Here is a 19,988-nt window from a genome sequence, read left to right as displayed (position 1 = left end):
CGGCCGTTACTGCGCGGGTTTCGGCGGCGGCGCGTCGAGCATCGACGGCGGCGTCATGTCGGTCGGCACACCGTGATAGTCGGCCGGATCTTGCGGCGGATGGCCGCGACGGGCCTGATGCGGATCGCTGGTGCAGGCGGCGAGGAAAGATGCGGCCAGCACGGCCAGCATGAAACGGGTCATCGGGTATGGCTCCGGAAATCGGCGCGCCCATCGCACGCCGGGACCGCGCCGAGTCTAGCGGAAATCCTGCTTCAGAGTCGTGCCGCGCATGTCCTACTATGTACGCATGGCGCTGTGCCGTGGAAAGGAGGCTGCCATGTCGTCTGAAGAAATTGCCGGCCTGATCGGCCTGTTCGTCGGTCTGATGGTGCTCGTCGCCCTGTCGTTCTTCGAGTCGCGCGAATACAAGCGCAGCCATGACGGCGAAGGGATGATCCACCACTGGATGGCCGAACACCACCTGCTCGACTGGCGGCGCAAGCACTAAGCGCGCCGCTGCCGTCCGGCCCTACTCCGGGCCGTTCGCGAACGTGCCTTTCGCGGCACGCCGGTGATCGCGTATCGCCGAAATTAACAGGGTCCGACTCACACACATCGATCAGATGGACGAACGCCGCCGCGCGGCTCGTGCCACGCGACGGCGTTCGCTTGCGCGCGCCCGGACGGGCGCGATGCGGTTCAGACGGCTCAGCCCAGGAAGTGGCGGGCGTAGCGCGCGTTGATGTCGGAGAGTCGGAACAGCGTCAGGAAATCCGCGCAGTTGAAATCGGGATCCCAGGCCGGTGCACCGCAGATCTTCGCGCCGAGACGCAGGTAACCCTTGATCAGCGGCGGCGGCGCCACGACGGTGCCCGTCTGCAGTTCGTCGACCGGCAGGGCCGTGTGCGGGAACGCGCGATACTCGGGCGCCGTCAGCGAGCCTGCCGACAGCGACTGGTACAGGTTCGCCGCATAGTGGCCACCGTCGGCCATCGACACGCTCGCGCAACCGAGCATCGTCTCGTAGCCGTTCTGCATCATGTATGCGCCGAGGCCACCCCACAGCGCCATGATGACGGCGCCGCTGCGGTAGTCGCTGTGCACGCACGAGCGGCCGACCTCGACCATCTTGCCGCGCAGGTGCGTGAGGCGCGACAGGTCGAATTCGCCTTCGGCGTACAGGCGGCCGACCCGCGCGGCCTGGTGCGGCGGCAGTACGCGGTACGTGCCGACGACTTTCAACGTGTCGAGATCGCGAACCAGCAGGTGGTCGCAGTACGCATCGAACGGATCGACGTCGAGACCGGAGGGGCCGCTGACCTGCGCGCCCATCTCTTCGGCGAACACGCTGTAACGCAGGCGCTGGGCTTCGCGCAATTCGTCTTCCGTACGCGCCCACGCGGCGCGCAGGCGATACTCCGATGTGACGGTTTCAGCAGCGCGCGGCAGGTGGCGCCGCGACGTGTCGAGGGGCAGCGAGGCAAAAGGGAGCGTAGGCGTCGGCAGTTCTCGCATTAGGCTTTCCTGGTCGTAAGGAATAGGACGACATGCCCGCCAATGTAGTAATCGGCCGTGACCGTTATGTGGCACGACCATGTCCTTTCAATGACGTGTCGCCGAATTGACTTTAGCAGAAAGCTTGCGAAACCGTATGATGAATCCCTACAAAGCGCTTCAGGCGGGCCTCACACCAGGTCGGGCGTCAATACCGCCCGCAGCACGGCCTGCCGGCTGCCGTCGCGCGTGCGGCTCGCGAGCCACACGATTCCGCCCTTCTTGACGCTCCAGCTGTCGTCGTCGCCGGCGATCAGCTGAGCGGCGACGCTGCCGAGCGTCGGCTGATGCCCGACGATCACGACCGTCGGCGCGATCCCTTCCGGCCAGCCGGCCGCCGCCAGCACGTCGTCGACACTGCCGCCCGGCGCGAGCGCGTCGACCGTCCGGTACTGGTCGGTCAGTGCCTCGACGGTCTGTACGGTGCGGGCCGCCGGGCTCGCGAGGATCACGGTATTCGTCTCGAGCCGGCCACGCAGCCATTTGGCCATCGCTTGCGCGTCCTTGCGGCCACGAACGGTCAACTGGCGCGCGAGATCGCTCGTCGCGTAGTCTTCGGCTTCGGCGTGGCGCCACAGGATCAGGTTCATCATGATGTTCTCCTTGCTTCGGCGAGCGGCCCCGCGCCCATGCGTCCGGGCCGGCCGATTACCGTGCGAATTGTCGCAAACTCGGCCGGTTCGCCGCCGCGGCATTTACCCGCATATCGCGATTGACCTGATCATTCATTCAACGCTATACTCTTTGGCTCGTCGGAGCGTAGCGCAGCCTGGTAGCGCATCTGATTTGGGATCAGAGGGTCGTAGGTTCGAATCCTATCGCTCCGACCAAAGGAATCAAGGGGTTACGGTTAACACCGTAGCCCCTTTTCCATTTCCGGGCCCTTGAAACGCCGATCGGGATTCCCGCCTCGCCTCAATCCATTGTAGGGATCCATTGGGGCGTCGATGCTACAACGCCCCCTCCGGCGGACACTTTTCGACGGTCAGCGCGAAGCAAACGGCTTGCGGCCTTTCGCTTTCAATGCGGCATTGATATCGGCCCACGTATTCACGGTACGGCCGTCCACCACGCAATCCGATTGCACGGGCCTCGCGCCGGCAGCAAATCCGACACCGCCGAGACTGATCGCCACCCATTGCGGGTGACGGTTTTCCAGCGCGAACGTCATGATCCCGGCCTGGTCGTCCGTCAATATCAAGCCGCCGTCTTTTTCCGCCAGTGCAACACACAAGAACGCGGCGTCACGGTCTTTCAGCAGATCGACGACGACATAGCGATAGTCCTTCAGGTTCGGATCGCGGTCGTTCAGCCGATGGACGGCTGCCAGGATCTGCGCGCGGTCGGGGTCACGCTTGTCGAGATCTCGCGCATGCGCCGCAGTCACCGAGGTCACGGCCAGGATCAATGCGCATGCGGCAAGTCGGGATAACTTCATCGTCGGTCAGGTTCGTGGAAAGACAGATTGGAAAGCATCGAGCGCCCGCCTGGTCGGCCCGTCGGTTTGCCGACGGCATACGGCCAACGAGCCACCCGCAGCTCGCACACGGCGCTCACCGGAACACGCGATAATGCGCGTGGACAACCTGCATCCGCGCATGAAAAACAACATTCTCAAGACCGCCCTCTGCGCATCGCTGCTCGCACTGGCAACCTGCGGCTCCGCGTCGGCCAAGGCACTCGACGACGCGCTCGACTGCCATTCGACCGGCCACAAGTTCGTCGCGCCGCTGCTCGCCGCCGGCGACATCCAGTCGGAGCCGATGCACGTCGAATCGAACTCGGTCAATGCGTTCCGCACGAGCCACTCGCTGACCGCGTACGGCTTCGGCGTGTATGTCGTACTCGGTTACCAGGCGAACGACCCGATCTTCCGCACGGGCGACGGCACGCCGATCGGCGACTGGGCCTACGGTGTCGTGGTGCGCGGCACGAAGAGCGCGGTGGAGGATGCGGTGCGCAAGGCAGGCAGCGACGCGACCGTCAGGCAGGCGTTTCCGTTCCTGACCGCGATCGTCTGCTCGTCGGACTGAGCGGCCGTCAGGACGATCAAGCGGCTATCCCGAGGGGCAGCAAGCCATCCCGCTGCCCGGCCCCTCCCGGCCCCGCTCTCGACCTTTTACGCGCCGGTATACACCACGCGATACGGGATACCGACCTTCTCCCACTCGGCCGCCTCCTGGCTGAGGCTGTAGTCGGTCAGCGGGTTCTGCTCGACCCACGCGCTCGGCAGGCGCACTTCATAGCCGCCCTTCTTCATCTGCGAAACGGAAATGTCCGGCAGCCCTGCATCGGTTCGGCGCCGGCACAGCAGCGCCGCGAGCCGCAGGCAGAACAGCAGCGGCCACTCGACCTCGCGCGCCTGCGACAGCTTGCCGAGCTTGCCTGCATGACCGAGCACGAGCGCGGCGAGGCGCGCCTGGTCGGTGCGCGAAAAACCCGGCATGTCCGCGTTGCTCGCGATATAGGACGAATGCTTGTGATACGCGCTGTGCGAGATCGACAGGCCGATCTCGTGCAACGCGGCCGACCAGCCGAGGAACATCCGCCCTTCCTCGCGTGCTTCGTCGTCGGCTTCCTCGAGCTCGTCGTAGAAACGCACCGCCAGCGCACCGATCCGCTCGGCCTGCGCGCGATCGACACCGTAGCGGCGCGTAAAGCCCTCGACGGTCACGGCACGCATGTCCTCGTGCTGCGTCCGGCCGAGCAGGTCGTACAGCACACCGAGGCGCAGTGCGCCGTCGGTCGTATCGACGTAATCGACACCGAGTTCCTCGAACACCGCGAGCATGATCGCGAGGCCGCCCGCGAGCACCGGCACGCGGTCGGGTTTCAGCGCGATCAGCTTCAGCCGGTTGACGTTCTCCGACTTGATCAGCGCACGCTTGAGGCGCTCGAGACCGCCGCGCGAAATGCCGTGCGTAATGCCCGGATCGTTGAAGCCGTTTGCCTCGACCAGCTCCGCGAGCGCGCGCGCGGTGCCGGACGAACCGATCGCCTGATCCCATCCGGCCTTCTTGTACTCGCTCGAGATGATCTGGATCTCGCGCTTGGCCGCGAGTTCGGCCTGCCGCATCGTGTATTCGTCGACGTTGCCGGCCGGGAAGAAGGTGCGGCTGTGGCTCACGCAGCCGATATAGAGACTCTCCATCACGATCGGCGTGTAGTGCGAGCCGATGATGAATTCGGTCGAGCCGCCGCCGATGTCGACGACGAGCCGCTTGCCGGCGCTCGCCGGCACCGAGTGCGCGGCGCCCGCATAGATCAGGCGCGCTTCTTCGCGGCCTGCAATCACTTCGATCGGGAAACCGAGCGCCGCTTCGGCCTCGCCGAGAAATTCGCCCGCGTTCTTCGCGACACGCAGCGTGTTGGTCGCCACCGCGCGCACATGGTCGGGATGGAAATCGCGCAGGCGCTCGCCGAACCGCTTGAGCGCCTCCCAGCCACGCTCCTGCGACGCCCGATCGAGCATCTTGTCGCTCGACAGGCCGGCGGCCAGCCGGACGGGCTCGCGCAGCGCGTCGACGGGATAGATCTGGCTGCCCGCCGACGTTTCCTCGACGCGACCGACGATCAGCCGGAAGCTGTTCGAGCCGAGATCCACGGCAGCCAGCAAGTGGGGGGTTGTAACCATCAGAATGGGGCTCCGTGCGCGTTCGCCCGCGGCGGCCGGTGCGACAGCCAGGGGCGATCAATCAAAGGCGACATTTTAAGCGTGGAACGCTTGCCATTGCCACGCTTCACGGGCATGCACACTGCTCGATTGCATATCGTCGAAACATTTATGAGACGAAACGGTTACAGCGTAGAATTTCCCGATATAAATACACCCTTGTCATCAGCACGTCATCGTACCGTGAGAGTTTCCGAGCGTCCTTTCGAATCATCGCCCGAATCACCCCCTACTCTGCCGATGTCCGTCCGTTATCCGCTTCTCAATCGTGAACTCGGCATCCTCGGTTTCAACGAGCGCGTGCTGGCCCAGGCAGCCGATCCTCAAGTCCCGCTGCTCGAGCGCCTCCGCTTCATCTGCATCACCAGCAGCAACCTCGACGAATTCTTCGAAGTCCGGATGGCCGGCCTGCAGGAGCAGATCCGCGACAACCCCGGCGCGCTGACGCCCGACGGCATGTCGTTACAACATGCTTACGATCTCGTCGTCGAACGCGCGCAGCGGCTCGTCCATCGACAGTACACGATGCTGCACGAAACCGTGCTGCCCGCGCTCGAACAGGAAGGCATCTACTTCCATGCGAGCGACACGTGGAACGACGAGCAGCTCGAATGGGCGCGGCGCTACTTCCTCGACGAGCTGCTGCCCGTGCTGACGCCGATCGGCCTCGATCCCGCTCACCCGTTCCCGCGCGTGCTGAACAAGAGCCTGAACTTCGTCGTCGAGCTCGAAGGCCGCGACGCATTCGGCCGCCAGGCCGTGATGGGCATCGTGCAAGCGCCGCGCGCGCTGCCGCGCGTCGTGCGCATGCCGCACGCGCTGTCGGGCTTCGAGCACGGCTTCGTGCTGCTCAGCTCGTTCATGCAGCGCTTCGTCGGCGAACTCTTCCCGCAACTCGTCGTGAAGAGCTGCAACCAGTTCCGCATCACGCGCAACAGCGAGCTGTTCGTCGACGAAGACGAAATCACGAACCTGCGCGTCGCGCTGCAGGGCGAACTGCCCGCGCGCCACCTCGGCAACGCCGTGCGCCTCGAGGTGTCGGCCGACACGCCGCCGCACATCGTGCGACGCCTGCTCGTGGAAAGCGAACTCGGCGAGAAGGACTGCTATCGCGTGGCGGGATCGGTGAACCTCGTGCGACTGATGCAGATTCCCGATCTCGTCGACCGCCCCGACCTGAAGTTCACGCCGTTCACCGCGTCGACCCCGTCTGCGATCACGAACGCGCCGACGATGTTCGACGCGATCGACAACGGCGACATCCTGCTGCACCACCCGTACGAGAGCTTCCAGCCGGTGCTCGAACTGCTGCAGCAGGCCGCGAAGGATCCGAGCGTCGTCGCGATCAAGCAGACGATCTACCGCACCGGCACCGATTCGCCGCTGATGGACGCGCTGATGGAAGCCGCGCGCAACGGCAAGGAAGTGACCGTCGTCGTCGAGTTGCTCGCGCGCTTCGACGAGGAAACCAACATCAACTGGGCGTCGCAGCTCGAAGCCGTCGGCGCGCATGTCGTGTACGGCGTGGTCGGCCACAAGTGCCACGCGAAGATGATGCTGATCGTGCGGCGCGTCGTGCAGGCCGGCAAGGCGTCGCTGCGCCGCTACGTGCACCTCGGCACCGGCAACTACCACCCGCGCACGGCACGCCTCTACACCGACTTCGGGCTGATGACGGCCGACCAGAAGATCTGCGAGGACGTCCATCACGTGTTCCAGCAACTGACCGGCATCGGCGGCGAACTCACGCTGCACGAGCTGTGGCAGTCGCCGTTCACGCTGCATCCGCGCATCATCGACGCGATCCGCGCGGAGATCGACAATGCACGCGCTGGCAAACGCGCGCGCGTCGTCGCGAAGATGAACGCGCTGCTGGAGCCGACGGTGATCGCCGCGCTGTACGAAGCGTCGCAGGCCGGCGTCAAGGTCGACCTGATCGTACGCGGTGTCTGCGCGCTGAAGCCCGGCGTACCGGGACTGTCGGAAAACATCACCGTGCGCTCGATCGTCGGCCGCTTCCTCGAGCACCACCGGATCTACTATTTCCACGCGAACGGCGCCGAGGACGTCTATCTGTCGAGCGCCGACTGGATGGACCGCAACCTGTTCCGCCGCGTCGAAGTCGCGTTCCCGATTCGCGATCGGAAGCTCAAGCGCCGCGTGATCGCCGAAGGCCTGTCGGTATGCCTCGGCGACAACCAGTCGGCGTGGCTGATGCACAGCGACGGCCACTACCGCCGGCGCCGCGCCGGCAAGACGATCCGCAACGCGCAACTCGGGTTGCTCGGGAAGTTCTGCTCCTGAACCGGCGGCGCGACGCGAGTCGCGCGCCGCGTCACCATAAAAAAACGCAGCCCGCAGGCTGCGTTTTTTTATGGTGGAGCCGACAGGCCGCCGCTCGCCGAACGAGCGACGGATGCCGCTACGTGCTCATGCCTCGTACGCGGCCGGCCGGATCGCGATGATGCGCGAGCCAGGGAACCGTGCGGTGAACGTACTGCCGCGCCCTTCCTCGCTCTGCACGTACAGGTGCGCGTCGTGCCGCTGCAGCACGTGCTTGACGATCGCAAGCCCGAGCCCCGTGCCGCCGGTATCGCGCGAACGGCTGCGGTCGACGCGGTAGAAACGTTCGGTAAGCCGCGGCAGGTCGGCGGCCGGGATGCCGAAGCCGCTGTCCGTGACGGAAAACACGCCCTGCGCGCCTTCGCGCCGCCACGTCACGACGATCTTGCCGCCGTCCGGCGTATAGCGGATCGCGTTGGTGACGAGATTCGCGAACGCGCTGAACAGTTCCGTCTGCGCACCGGTGACACCGAGCGTCTCGTCGATCGAGAACGCGATGTCGTGATGCCCGTTCGACAGCGTCTGCGCGTCCTCCTTCAGATGGTCGAACACGGCGCGCATGTCGATCGCGCGATCGAGCGGCGGCTTGCTCTCGCCCTCCAGCTTCGCGAGCACCAGCAGGTCGGTGACGATGTGCCGCATCCGCGATGCCTGCTGCTCCATCATCTCGAGATAGCGCGCACGGTCTTCCTCGTTCAGCGGCAGCTCGCGCATCGTCTCGAGGAAACCCGACAGCACGGTGAGCGGCGTCTTCAACTCGTGCGACACGTTCGCGACGAAGTCGCGCCGCATCGCATCGGTACGCTCGAGCTCCGTGATGTCCTGCGTGAGCAGCAGCTTGCGATTCTCGCCGTACGGAAACACCTGCACGGCGAGCACGTTCTGCCGCGCGTCACCCATGCCGTGCATCACGAGTGTCTCGTCGTAATGCTGCGCGTTCAGATAGCGGACGAAATCAGGATGGCGTACCAGGTTGGTGATGTGCTGGCGCAGGTCGCGCTTCGCGTCGAGGCCGAAATGAACCTCGGCGATCGCGTTGCACCACTCGATCTGGTCGTGGTCGTCGAGCATCGCGACCCCGTTCGGCGACGCCTGGATCGCCTGGATGAAGCGCGAATGCTGCTGCTCGACCTGCCGTACCTGCGCATGCCACTGCTTCGCGAGCTTGTGCAGACGATAGTAGATCTCGCCCCAGATGCCCGGCGCACTCGGCACCTCGCCATAGACCGGCGCGTCGAGCAGGCGCCACAGACGCTGCGTATGAAAGGTGCTGAAAAAGCCCTGCGCGACCAGCATCACGACGACGAACACGAGGCCCGCGGTCGGGCCGGCGAAAACGCCGACCAATACGCCGATCAGCACGAGCAGCACGAGCGACACCAGAAAGCGCGCCCAGATGATGTTCATGATTCAGCGCCCGAAAGAATGAACGGCATGCCGTGGCACACGGCATGCGTGGATACGTTACGCGTGCTTGGCGAGCCGGTAGCCGCTGCCGCGCACGGTCTCGATCATCGCATCGCAGCCGGCCGGTTTCAAGGCCGCGCGCAATCGTTTGATGTGCACGTCGACGGTGCGCTCCTCGACGAACACGTGGTCGCCCCACACCTGGTCGAGCAATTGCGTGCGGCTGTGCACGCGCTCCGGGTGCGTCATGAAGAAATGCAGCAGGCGGAACTCGGTCGGGCCGAGATCGAGCTTGATCTCGTTGCCTTCCCCGTGCGCGGCGACGCGATGCGTGGCCGGGTCGAGGCGCAGGCCGTTGATCGACACGACGTCCTCGGTCAGCTGCGGCGCGCGGCGGCGCAGCACGGCCTTGATCCGCGCCATCAGCTCCTTCGGCGAGAACGGCTTCGTCACGTAGTCGTCCGCGCCGATCTCGAGGCCGAGCACCTTGTCCTGCTCGTCGCCGCGTGCAGTCAGCATGATGATCGGGATGTGCTTGGTCCGTTCGTTGTTGCGCAGGTCACGCGCAAACGCGATACCGGACTTGCCCGGCAGCATCCAGTCGAGCAGCACGAGATCGGGCAGCACGTCGCTGATCAGGTTCTGCGCCTGTTCGGCGTTGTACGCCCGAATCGGGCAGTGACCGGCGTGCTGGAGATTCACCGAGATCAGTTCGGAAATCGCGGGCTCATCTTCAACGACGAGAATGTTGCTGGGCATCGGCACCTCTTTTTTTCCCTGTACGGAGTCGATTAACTGTTGGCTTCGCGATCGAGCGTGTCGCGCGGCTGGTGCCGCACGTCCGTGCCCTTCACGATGTAGATGATGAACTCGGCGATGTTCTTCGCGTGGTCGCCGATCCGCTCGATCGCCTTCGCGATAAACAGGTATTCCAGGCCGACCGAGATCGTGCGCGGATCTTCCTGCATGTACGACACGAGCTTGCGCACGAACGCACGGAATTCCTGGTCGATCTCCTTGTCGTCCTTGACGATCTGCGCGGCGGCCACCGTATCGAGACGTGCAAACGCGTCGAGCGCGCGGCGCAGGATCGTCACGGCCATTTCGCCCGACACCTTGATCTCGGCGATGTTGACCGTGCGAGCAGCCGGCTCGTCGACCAGGCGGCGCACACGCTTCGCGATCTTCTCGGCCTCGTCGCCTGCGCGCTCGAGGTTCGTAATCGTTTTCGAAATCGACATCAAAAGACGCAGGTCACGCGCGGCAGGCTGCCTCAGCGCGATGATGTTGCCGCATTCCTGGTCGATGTCGACTTCCATCGTGTTCAGGACTTCTTCGTTCGTGATCACCTTCTCGGCCGCATCGCGATCGAATTCGTTCAGCGCGTGCATCGCGCCGACGATCTGCGACTCGACGAGCCCGCCCATTTCCAGCACCTTCGACGACACGGCATTCAGGTCCGCGTCGAACTGGCTCGACAGATGTTTATCCGACATGGCTGTTGTTCTCCGTCATCAGCCGAAGCGGCCGGTGATGTAGTCTTCCGTTTCCTTGCGCACCGGCTTGATGAAGATCTTTTCGGTCTCGCCGAATTCGATCAGCTCGCCCAGGTACATGTAGGCCGTGAAATCCGAGCAGCGTGCGGCCTGCTGCATGTTGTGCGTGACGATCACGACCGTGTAGTCGCTCTTCAGCTCCGCGATCAGCTCCTCGATGCGGCCGGTCGAGATCGGGTCGAGCGCCGAGCACGGTTCGTCGAGCAGCAGCACTTCCGGACGGATCGCGATGCCGCGCGCGATGCACAGACGCTGCTGCTGGCCGCCCGAGAGGCCGTAGCCGCTCTGGTTCAGCTTGTCCTTCACTTCGTTCCACAGCGCGGCCTTCGTGAGCGCCCACTCGACGCGGTCGTCCATTTCCGAGCGCGTGAGTTTTTCGAACATCTTCACGCCGAACGCGATGTTGTCGTAGATCGACATCGGGAACGGGGTCGGCTTCTGGAACACCATGCCGATCCGCGCGCGCAGCAGCGAGATGTCGCGCTTCGTCGTCAGCAGGTTCTCGCCGTCCATCAGGATTTCGCCTTCGGCGCGCTGCTCCGGATAGAGCGCGAACATCTTGTTGAACGTGCGCAGCAGCGTCGACTTGCCGCAGCCCGACGGGCCGATGAACGCCGTCACCTTCCCTTCGGGAATGCTCAGGTTGATGTTCTTCAGCGCATGGAACTTGTTGTAGAAGAAGTTGAGGTTGTTGACCTCGATCTTCGCGTTCAGCGGCTCGAGCGGACGGCCGTGCGTCGCGTCGTGCGTGCCGGCGGGCGCAGCGGCGCGCTCGACGGGATTCAGGTGGCTTTCTGCCATATTCATCGGATTGCTCCGCCGTTACTTTTTCGAGAAGATCGAACGCGCCAGGACGTTGAGTCCGAGCACCCCGAGCGTAATCAGGAACACGCCCGCCCATGCGAGCGACTGCCATTCGGCGAACGGGCTCATCGCGAACTTGTAGATCGTGACGGGCAGGTTCGCCATCGGCTGGCTCATGTCCCACGAGAAGAACTGGTTCGACAGCGCGGTGAACAGCAGCGGCGCCGTTTCGCCGGCGATCCGCGCGATTGCGAGCAGCACGCCCGTGATGATCCCGCCGACCGACGCGCGCAGCGTGATCTTCAGCACCATGCGCCACTTCGGCGTACCGAGCGCGAAGGCCGCTTCGCGCAGCGCGTTCGGCACGAGCTTCAGCATGTTCTCGGTCGTGCGGATCACGATCGGAATCTGCAGCAGCGCGAGCGCGACCACGCCGGCCCAGCCCGAGAAGCGCCCCGACTTCGCGACGACGATCGCGTACACGAACAGGCCGATGACGATCGACGGCGCGGACAGCAGGATGTCGTTGATGAAGCGGATCGTGCTCGCCAGCAGGTTCTTCTGGCCGTATTCAGCGAGATAGACACCCGCGAGGATACCGATCGGCGTGCCGACCAGCGTGCCGAAGCCGCACAGCAGCAAGCTGCCGACGATTGCGTTCGCGAGACCGCCGCCTTCCGTGTTCGGGGCCGGCGTCGATTCCGTGAACAGCTGCAACGACAGGCCACCGATGCCGAGATGCACCGTCGTGTAGAGAATCCACACCAGCCACAGCAGGCCGAAGGCCATCGCGCCGAGCGACGCGGTCAGCGCGATCGCGTTGACGGCCTTGCGCTTGCGCTGCAGGCGGTTGCGCATCGCGTCGAGCACGGCGCCGTCCGGCCCCGGGAAATTCATGATGGGCTCGCTCATTTCTTGCCCTCTCCCTTCTCGAGACGAAGCAGCAGCAGTTTGGAGATGGTCAGCACGATGAACGTGATCACGAACAGGATCAGGCCCAGTTCCATCAGCGCGGACGTATGCAGGCCCGGCTGCGCTTCCGCGAATTCGTTCGCGAGCGCCGACGTGATGCTGTTGCCCGGCGCGAACAGCGACACGCTGTCGAGCAGGTTCGTGTTGCCGATCACGAAGGTCACGGCCATCGTCTCGCCGAGCGCGCGGCCGAGGCCGAGCATCACGCCGCCGATCACGCCGGTCTTCGTATAGGGCAGCACGACCTTCCACATCACTTCCCAGGTCGTGCAGCCGATGCCGTACGCCGATTCCTTCAGCAGCACGGGCGTGACTTCGAACACGTCACGCATCACCGACGCGATGTACGGGATGATCATGATCGCGAGGATCACGCCCGCGGCGAGGATGCCGATACCGATCGGCGGGCCGGCGGTCAGCGGGCCGAGAATCCACACGTCCTTGAACAGGCGGCCGATCGGCTTCTGGAAATATTCCGCGAAGATCGGCGCGAACACGAGCAGGCCCCACATGCCGTAGACGATCGACGGAATCGCGGCGAGCAGCTCGATCGCGATGCCGAGCGGGCGGCGCAGCCACACGGGCGACAGCTCGGTGAGGAACAGTGCGATGCCGAAGCTGACCGGCACCGCGATGACGAGCGCGATGATCGACGTCACGATCGTGCCGTAGATCGGCACGAGCGCGCCGTAGATGTCCGAGTTGGGATCCCACTCGGATTGCCACAGGAAGCCGAGGCCGAACTTCTGGATGGTCGGCATCGACGCAATAATCAGGGAAACGATGATCCCGCCGAGCAGCAGCAGGGTCACGATGGCGGCCAGCCGTGCAAGACCGCCGAATACGACATCCCCGAGGCGGCTCGGCGCGCGTTGCTGGCCAACGTCGGCGGACCGTGAGGACGTATAGGAAATATCAGACATGGGTGCCTGCTTTTGATTGCCGGACGCCGTAACGCCCGGCTTTACCGCACACACTGCCCGACCGGCACGGCCGGGCAGCGAACCGCTGCAATGCTTACTCGGCGGCGACCGACTTGCCCGAAGCGTCCGTCACCTTGGCCTTCCACTGCTTGCGGATTTCCGTCTCGACCGCCGGCGGCAGCGAGATGTAGTCGAGGCTGTCAGCAGCCTTCTCGCCGTTCTTGAACGCCCAGCTGAAGAACTTCAGCGTTTCCGCGCCCTGCTCCGGCTTGTCCTGCTTTGCGTGCAGCAGCACGAACGTCGCGCCGACGACCGGCCATGCTTCCTTGCCCGGCTGGTTCGTCAGGATCTGGTAGAACGACTTCGACCAGTTCGCGCCTGCAGCAGCGGCCTTGAACGTTTCCGTCTTCGGCTCGACCACTGCGCCCGTCGAGTTCTTCAGGGCCGTGTAGACCATGTTGTTCTTCTTCGCGTACGCCCATTCGACGTAGCCGACTGCGCCCGGCAGACGTTGCACGAAAGCTGCGACGCCGTCGTTGCCCTTGCCGCCCGTGCCCGTCGGCCAGTTGACCGTCGTGCCTTCGCCGACCTTCGACTTCCACTCGTCGTTGACCTTCGACAGGTAGTTCGTCCAGATGAAGCTGGTGCCCGAACCGTCAGCACGGCGAACCACGGCGATGTCCGTGTCCGGCAGCTTGACCTTCGGGTTCAGTGCGGCGATCGCCGGGTCGTTCCACTTCTTGATCTTGCCGAGGTAGATGTCGCCGAGCACCGGGCCCGACAGCGTCAGTTCACCGGCCTTCACGCCCGGCACGTTGACGACCGGCACCACGCCGCCGACCACCGTCGGGAACTGGAACAGGCCTTCCTTCGCGAGCTCGTCATCCTTCAGCGGAGCGTCCGAACCGGCAAAATCGACCGTCTTCGCGACGATCTGCTTCAGGCCACCCGACGAACCGATACCTTGGTAGTTGACCTTCGCGCCGCCGGTCTGCTGGTAGTCAGCAGCCCATTTCGTATAGATCGGCATCGCGAACGTGCTGCCTGCGCCCGTGATGTCGGCAGCGTGAGCGGCGACGGCGAAAAGCGCGCCAGCCAGGCCGGCAATCGCGGTTTGCATCAATTTCATGAGACCTCCAGTGTGTGAGCGGATGACTACGGCACCGCGAAGGTTAGGGGCTCCTCATGACGGTAATGTGACAATCGATGAAACTGGCGTGACAGTAACATGACTGGTTGAAAGGGAGTAGCAGGTGCGGCGCGCGCGGCGCCCGGACGGCGCCGGAGCGGCGCTGGCGGCAAGAATTGCCGGCCTGGAAGGGACGGGATGACAACCCGTTTCGCATGGGTGCGAGCGGATGGTAGCGCAGCATCGGCGGGACGGAAAGCCTCCGCCCATGGCTCGCCCGATACCAGGGGTCCGACGATCTTTCGACCGCGGCATGCGATGGTCGACGCCCCCTTCTTATAGGTATCGCAAACCTTTGCGTCTGAAGAAATCGCGGCGCCCCGAAGGCGCCGCATACTGGTTCGCGGTCTGCCGGCGCGCGGGCGCTTGACCGCCCCCGCGCCGGGCCGGTGCGTCAGGTTGTCGCAGCGCGCACCGCGTCGGCAATCGCCTCCGCATGACGAACCGCATCGGCCGCCTGCTGCGCTTCGACCATCACGCGCAGCACGGGCTCCGTGCCCGATGCACGGATCAGCACGCGGCCGCTGCCGGCCAGCGCCGCTTCGGCTGCATCGATCGCGGTGCGAATCGACGCGCTGCCCTTCCAGTCAGCGCCCGGCTTCATCCGCACGTTGATCAGCTTCTGCGGGAACAGCGTGACGCCGTCGAGCATCTGCGCGAGCGTCTCGCCGCTGCGCTTGAGCGCGGCCAGCACGAGCAGCGCCGACACGATGCCGTCGCCGGTCGAGTGCCGGTCGAGCGACAGGATGTGGCCCGAACCTTCCGCACCGAGTTGCCAGCCATGCTCGCGCAACTGTTCGAGCACGTAGCGATCGCCGACCGCCGCACGGACGAACTTCACGCCCTCGCGCTGCAGCGCGACTTCGACGGCGAGGTTCGTCATCAGCGTGCCGACCGCACCTTCGACCTTGCCGTCGGTCGCGATCCGGTCCTTCACCAGCACGTAGAGCAGCTCGTCGCCGTTGTACAGGCGGCCGGTCGCGTCGACGACCTGCAGGCGATCCGCATCGCCGTCGAGCGCAATGCCGAGATCGGCGTGGTTCGCACGCACCGCGCGCACCAGCGCGTCCGGCGCGGTCGCACCGACACCGTCGTTGATGTTGAAGCCGTTCGGCGCGACGCCGATCGGGATCACGTCCGCGCCGAGTTCGTGGAACACGTGCGGCGCGATCTGGTACGCGGCACCGTGCGCGCAGTCGATCACGAGCTTCAGCCCGCGCAGGTTGAACGCGGCCGGGAACGTGCTCTTGCAGAACTCGATGTAGCGGCCGGCCGCATCGTCAAGGCGACGCGCCTTGCCGAGACCGTCGGACGACGCGCATTCGAGCGGCTTGTCGAGCCACGCTTCGATCGCGGCTTCGGTGTCGTCCGGCAGCTTGTTGCCGTCGGCGGAGAAAAACTTGATCCCGTTGTCGTGATACGGGTTGTGCGATGCGCTGATCACGACGCCCGCGGACAAGCGCAGCGCGCGCGTCAGGTACGCGACGCCCGGCGTCGGCATCGGGCCGGCCAGCATCACGTCGACGCCCGCCGCCGAGAACCCGGCCTCGAGCGCGGCTTCGAGCATGTAGCCCGACACGCGCGTGTCCTTGCCGATCAGCACGGTCGGGCGCGAGCCTGCCGCGACCTCGGCCGAGCTGGCCAGTACCTTGCCGGCCGCGTAGCCGAGACGCAACACGAAATCCGGTGTGATGGGTGCGTCGCCCACCGTGCCGCGAATGCCGTCCGTGCCGAAATATCGACGTCCCATGGGGTCCTTCCTCCTTCGTTTTCTGACTTATCGTTGCCGTGCGGCTTCGCGCACGGTATTCCAGATTTTCAGCGCATCGACCGTCGCCGCGACGTCGTGCACGCGCACGATCGCCGCCCCGCGCTCGACCGCGCACAATGCAGCCGCCACGCTCGCCGCGACGCGCTCCATCGGCGGCTTGCCGCCGATCACCGCGCCGAGCATCGACTTGCGCGACATGCCCGCTAGGATCGGATACGCGCGCCCGTCGGGCCGCGCGGGCGCCGTGTCCGGCAACGCGGCCAGCAGCGCATAGTTGTCGTCGACGACCGCCTTGCCGAACCCGAACCCGGGATCGACGCAGATCCGCTCCGGCGCAATCCCCGCGTCGCGCAGCGCCTGCGCGCGCGCGGCGAGAAAATCGCGCACGTCGGTCACGACGTCGCCGTAATCGGGTTCACCGACCTGCATCGTCTGTGGCTCGCCCAGCATATGCATCGCACACAACCCGCAGTTGCCCTCGCGCACCGCGTCGATCGCACCCGGCTGGCGGAACCCCCAGATGTCGTTGATCAGGTCGGCGCCGGCGGCGAGCGCCGCGCGCATCACGGCCGGCTTGTAGGTATCGATCGACAGCGGCACGTTCAGCGGCCGCAGCGCTTCGACGAGCGGGATCACGCGCGCGAGTTCCTCGTCGAGCGGCACGGGCGGCGCGCCGGGGCGCGTCGATTCGCCGCCGATATCGAGGAGGTCGACGCCTTCGGCAATCATCCGCTCGGCCTGGCGCAGCGCATCGTCGCGCGCGAGGAAGCGGCCGCCGTCGGAGAACGAATCGGGCGTGGCGTTGAGGATGCCCATCACGAGCGGGCGTTCGAACGTCAGTTCGAAGCGGCCGCACTGGAGTGGCGCGGGAGCGAGCGGGGAAACAGCGGAATCGGACACGAGCAACTGGCGTGATTGAATGCAAAACGGGCCGGTGTGAAGCCACACCAGCCCGTGAACGGCGCTAAAGCGCTAAAGCGGAGATTATGCCGCCGGCGAAGCAGGTGCCGGCGCGTTGCCGGGCTTCACCTCGGCGCTGCTGCCACCGCCCGACGAATCGCCGCCGACAGCCGGCGAGCTCTTCGGGGAGCGCGGCGGACGGCCCTCCATGATGTCGTTGATCTGATCGGCATCGATCGTCTCCCACTCCATCAGCGCAGCGGTCATCGCTTCGACCTTGTCGCGGTTCTCATCCAGCAGGCGGCGCGCAAGGCCGTACTGCTCGTCGAGCACGCGACGGATTTCCGAATCGACCTTCTGCTGCGTCGCTTCCGAGATCGTGCGCGTGAAGCCACGGCCGAACGGCGATGCATCGTTCTCGTCGTCGACGTAGACCATCGGCCCGAGGGCGTCGGTCATGCCGAAACGGGCCACCATCGCGCGTGCCGTCTGCGTTGCCTTGTTGAAGTCGTCCGATGCGCCGGTGCTGACGAGGTTCATGAACAACTCTTCCGCCACCCGGCCACCGAACAGGATCGCGAGGCGGTCCATCAGGTAGTCCTTCGAGTACGTTTCGTTGTCATGCTCCGGCAGCTGCCACGTGACACCCAGCGCGCGACCGCGCGGGATGATCGTGACCTTGTGCACCGGGTCGGCCTTCGGCAGCAGCTTCGCGATCACCGCGTGGCCCGACTCGTGATAAGCGGTCGCACGCTTCGCTTCCTCGCGAATCACGGCCGACTTGCGCTCCGGACCCATGAAGATCTTGTCCTTCGCGTCTTCGAAATCCTGCATCTCGACGATGCGCTTGCCACGGCGTGCGGCGAACAGTGCGGCCTCGTTCACGAGGTTCGCGAGATCGGCGCCCGAGAAGCCCGGCGTGCCGCGCGCGATGACTGCCGCATCGACGTCGTTCGCGATCGGTACCTTGCGCAGGTGCACGCGCATGATCTGTTCGCGGCCACGGATGTCCGGCAGACCGACGTAGACCTGACGGTCGAAACGGCCCGGACGCAGCAGCGCCTTGTCGAGCACGTCGGAACGGTTGGTTGCGGCGATCACGATCACGCCCGAGTTCGCCTCGAAGCCGTCCATCTCGACGAGCATCTGGTTCAGCGTCTGTTCGCGTTCGTCGTTACCGCCGCCCATGCCGGCGCCGCGATGGCGACCAACCGCGTCGATTTCATCGATGAACACGATGCACGGTGCATGCTTCTTCGCCTGTTCGAACATGTCGCGCACACGAGCCGCGCCGACACCGACGAACATTTCGACGAAGTCCGAACCGGAGATGCTGAAGAACGGCACCTTCGCTTCACCCGCGATCGCGCGGGCCAGCAGCGTCTTGCCGGTACCCGGAGGGCCGACGAGCAGCACGCCGCGCGGAATGCGACCGCCCAGCTTCTGGAATTTCTGCGGATCGCGCAGGAAGTCGACGAGCTCGGACACTTCTTCCTTCGCTTCGTCGCAGCCCGCGACGTCGGAGAAGTTCACCGCGTTGTTGTTCTCGTCGATCAGCCGCGCTCGCGACTTGCCGAACGAGAATGCGCCGCCTTTGCCGCCTCCCTGCATCTGCCGCATCATGTAGAACCAGAACACGATGATCAGGATCGTCGGCCCGAGGTAGTACAGCGCGGACATCAGCGCGTTCGGCTCGTCATCGGCCTTGCCGCTGACCTGCACGCCGTACTTCATCAGATCGCCAACCATCCAGATGTCGCCGGGCGACACGATCTGGTATTTCTGGCCATCAGCCGGAGTGACGGTGAGGTTGCGCCCCTGAACGATGACGTTCTTGACCTTGCCGTTCTTGGCGTCGTCCATGAACTGCGAATAGGACACGCCTTCCTGGACGCGGGGCTTGTCGAACTGCTTGAACACCGTAAACAGCACCAGTGCGATCACCAGCCACACCGCTGCCTTCGAAAACATATTGTTGTTCAAAGCACCACTCCTTCACTCGTAGACGAGCGCCTACATTTTCCTTGCGGCGCCCCTCGGTCATTCTAATCCAGTCCGACCACCCTCGCCATAAGCATTGACAACCGCCGCGATAGCGCTTCGCTTGTCTGGCAAGGGCCGGAGCCCGTTTGCGGCACCCCGCTGCGCATCAGCGCGGACGTTTCAGATGCCGACCCAAAATGAACGTTTCGGACGATTTGTCGCGGGACGCCTTCGGCTTGCGCGGCGCGACGGTCTTAAACTGCTGTTTGAATTTCTCGACGATCTGGCTGTAGCCGCTGCCGTGAAAGCATTTCACGAGCAGCGCACCGTCCGGCTTCAGATGATTCTGCGCGAATTCGAGCGCCAGATCGCACAGATGCTCGATGCGCGCCGCGTCCGCCGAGGCCACGCCAGAGAGGTTGGGGGCCATGTCGGAAATAACAAGGTCTACGTCGCGCCCTTCGAGCACTTCCTCGAGCTGGTGAAGGACTTCGTCCTCGCGGAAGTCGCCCTGCAGGAAGTGGACGTCGGCGATCGGCTCCATCGGCAGGATGTCGAGCGCCACGATCGTGCCGTCGATGCCGCCTTCGCGTTCCGCGTCACGCTTCTTGCCCTGCGCGAGCTTGTTGCGGGCATACTGGCTCCAGCTGCCCGGCGTCGCGCCGAGGTCGACGATCACCTGGCCCGGACGGATCAGCTTGTCCTGCTCGTCGATTTCCTTCAGCTTGTACGCGGCGCGCGCGCGATAGCCCTCCCGCTGCGCCATTTTGACGTAGGGGTCGTTGATGTGGTCGTGCAGCCAGTGCTGGTTGAAGCGGTTTTTTGCCATTCGAGAGAGAGATTGCTGCCAATTGCTTCGTGAAGCCGCGCTTTTAGCGGATAATACGCGTCTTCTTCGCGCGGCTGCGGCCCCTTTTCGGGCCCATGCCGC

19 protein-coding genes and 1 tRNA gene are annotated in these 19,988 nt (G+C 64.9%); 4 read left to right on the top strand and 16 right to left on the bottom strand.

What is annotated here, in order from left to right:
* Nucleotides 1–6: 6 nt before the first annotated feature.
* Nucleotides 7–183, bottom strand: coding sequence for a hypothetical protein (locus tag ACN8ZM_RS06825; protein ID WP_196249781.1), 177 nt, complete (start codon nt 181–183; stop codon nt 7–9).
* Between the two features lie 136 nt (nt 184–319).
* Here ACN8ZM_RS06825 and ACN8ZM_RS06820 point away from each other — a divergent pair, with 136 nt between their 5' ends.
* Complete coding sequence (locus ACN8ZM_RS06820) at nt 320–490, top strand: hypothetical protein (RefSeq protein ID WP_175023996.1); 171 nt, start codon at nt 320–322, stop codon at nt 488–490.
* A gap of 200 nt (nt 491–690) precedes the next feature.
* Here ACN8ZM_RS06820 and ACN8ZM_RS06815 read toward each other — a convergent pair whose 3' ends face one another.
* Nucleotides 691–1,497 carry a GNAT family N-acetyltransferase gene (locus tag ACN8ZM_RS06815; protein WP_011351620.1) on the bottom strand — a complete coding sequence of 269 codons (807 nt, stop codon included), beginning with the start codon at nt 1,495–1,497 and terminating at the stop codon, nt 691–693.
* 170 nt (nt 1,498–1,667) lie between these two features.
* Complete coding sequence (sixA, locus tag ACN8ZM_RS06810; protein ID WP_043182305.1) at nt 1,668–2,129, bottom strand: phosphohistidine phosphatase SixA; 462 nt, start codon at nt 2,127–2,129, stop codon at nt 1,668–1,670.
* A gap of 160 nt (nt 2,130–2,289) precedes the next feature.
* Here sixA and ACN8ZM_RS06805 point away from each other — a divergent pair.
* Nucleotides 2,290–2,366 (top strand) — tRNA-Pro (locus tag ACN8ZM_RS06805).
* 155 nt (nt 2,367–2,521) lie between these two features.
* On the opposite strand, the gene ACN8ZM_RS06800 is transcribed toward ACN8ZM_RS06805, so the two are convergent.
* Complete coding sequence (locus ACN8ZM_RS06800; protein ID WP_420210820.1) at nt 2,522–2,944, bottom strand: hypothetical protein; 423 nt, start codon at nt 2,942–2,944, stop codon at nt 2,522–2,524.
* A gap of 190 nt (nt 2,945–3,134) precedes the next feature.
* On the opposite strand from ACN8ZM_RS06800, the gene ACN8ZM_RS06795 reads away from it, so the two are divergent.
* Nucleotides 3,135–3,569: a hypothetical protein gene (locus ACN8ZM_RS06795; RefSeq protein WP_205822299.1), complete on the top strand. Its 435-nt coding sequence runs from the start codon at nt 3,135–3,137 to the stop codon at nt 3,567–3,569.
* An 86-nt stretch (nt 3,570–3,655) separates the two neighbouring features.
* Here the strand turns inward: ACN8ZM_RS06795 and ppx are convergent, their stop codons facing one another.
* The gene (ppx, locus tag ACN8ZM_RS06790) at nt 3,656–5,170 is read right to left on the bottom strand and encodes an exopolyphosphatase (RefSeq protein ID WP_043182302.1); all 1,515 of its coding nucleotides are present in this window, start codon (nt 5,168–5,170) and stop codon (nt 3,656–3,658) included.
* 279 nt (nt 5,171–5,449) lie between these two features.
* Between ppx and ppk1 the strand changes: the two genes are divergently transcribed.
* Nucleotides 5,450–7,513: a polyphosphate kinase 1 gene (gene ppk1 / locus ACN8ZM_RS06785; protein ID WP_175023999.1), complete on the top strand. Its 2,064-nt coding sequence runs from the start codon at nt 5,450–5,452 to the stop codon at nt 7,511–7,513.
* 126 nt (nt 7,514–7,639) lie between these two features.
* On the opposite strand, the gene phoR is transcribed toward ppk1, so the two are convergent.
* The 11 genes from phoR to ACN8ZM_RS06730 form a co-directional block, all read right to left on the bottom strand.
* On the bottom strand, nt 7,640–8,959 hold the full coding sequence (gene phoR / locus ACN8ZM_RS06780) for a phosphate regulon sensor histidine kinase PhoR (protein WP_043182298.1): 1,320 nt from the start codon (nt 8,957–8,959) through the stop codon (nt 7,640–7,642).
* A 57-nt stretch (nt 8,960–9,016) separates the two neighbouring features.
* The gene (gene phoB / locus ACN8ZM_RS06775; protein WP_043182296.1) at nt 9,017–9,718 is read right to left on the bottom strand and encodes a phosphate regulon transcriptional regulator PhoB; all 702 of its coding nucleotides are present in this window, start codon (nt 9,716–9,718) and stop codon (nt 9,017–9,019) included.
* A 32-nt stretch (nt 9,719–9,750) separates the two neighbouring features.
* Nucleotides 9,751–10,455 (bottom strand): phosphate signaling complex protein PhoU, encoded by a 705-nt coding sequence (gene phoU / locus ACN8ZM_RS06770; RefSeq protein ID WP_089450249.1) that lies wholly within the window; start codon nt 10,453–10,455, stop codon nt 9,751–9,753.
* 18 nt (nt 10,456–10,473) lie between these two features.
* Nucleotides 10,474–11,322, bottom strand: a complete 849-nt coding sequence (gene pstB / locus ACN8ZM_RS06765) for a phosphate ABC transporter ATP-binding protein PstB (RefSeq protein ID WP_420210819.1) — start codon at nt 11,320–11,322, stop codon at nt 10,474–10,476.
* 15 nt (nt 11,323–11,337) lie between these two features.
* Nucleotides 11,338–12,231 carry a phosphate ABC transporter permease PstA gene (gene pstA, locus ACN8ZM_RS06760; RefSeq protein ID WP_043182290.1) on the bottom strand — a complete coding sequence of 298 codons (894 nt, stop codon included), beginning with the start codon at nt 12,229–12,231 and terminating at the stop codon, nt 11,338–11,340.
* Nucleotides 12,228–13,214 (bottom strand): phosphate ABC transporter permease PstC, encoded by a 987-nt coding sequence (gene pstC, locus ACN8ZM_RS06755; protein ID WP_205822302.1) that lies wholly within the window; start codon nt 13,212–13,214, stop codon nt 12,228–12,230. The genes pstA and pstC overlap by 4 nt, the downstream gene beginning before the upstream one ends.
* Nucleotides 13,215–13,308: 94 nt before the next feature.
* On the bottom strand, nt 13,309–14,343 hold the full coding sequence (gene pstS, locus ACN8ZM_RS06750; RefSeq protein ID WP_043182286.1) for a phosphate ABC transporter substrate-binding protein PstS: 1,035 nt from the start codon (nt 14,341–14,343) through the stop codon (nt 13,309–13,311).
* A gap of 454 nt (nt 14,344–14,797) precedes the next feature.
* Complete coding sequence (glmM, locus tag ACN8ZM_RS06745; protein WP_420210818.1) at nt 14,798–16,153, bottom strand: phosphoglucosamine mutase; 1,356 nt, start codon at nt 16,151–16,153, stop codon at nt 14,798–14,800.
* A gap of 27 nt (nt 16,154–16,180) precedes the next feature.
* Nucleotides 16,181–17,122 carry a dihydropteroate synthase gene (folP, locus tag ACN8ZM_RS06740; protein ID WP_420210817.1) on the bottom strand — a complete coding sequence of 314 codons (942 nt, stop codon included), beginning with the start codon at nt 17,120–17,122 and terminating at the stop codon, nt 16,181–16,183.
* A 36-nt stretch (nt 17,123–17,158) separates the two neighbouring features.
* Nucleotides 17,159–19,057, bottom strand: coding sequence for an ATP-dependent zinc metalloprotease FtsH (gene ftsH, locus ACN8ZM_RS06735; RefSeq protein ID WP_043182282.1), 1,899 nt, complete (start codon nt 19,055–19,057; stop codon nt 17,159–17,161).
* 166 nt (nt 19,058–19,223) lie between these two features.
* Nucleotides 19,224–19,886 (bottom strand): RlmE family RNA methyltransferase, encoded by a 663-nt coding sequence (locus ACN8ZM_RS06730; protein ID WP_043182280.1) that lies wholly within the window; start codon nt 19,884–19,886, stop codon nt 19,224–19,226.
* Nucleotides 19,887–19,988 lie beyond the last annotated feature (102 nt).

Source organism: Burkholderia aenigmatica (assembly GCF_048627025.1).
Classification (GTDB): domain Bacteria; phylum Pseudomonadota; class Gammaproteobacteria; order Burkholderiales; family Burkholderiaceae; genus Burkholderia; species Burkholderia aenigmatica.
The sequence above is the reverse complement of the archived record's forward strand: the minus strand, read 5'-3'. Positions and strand labels throughout refer to the sequence as shown.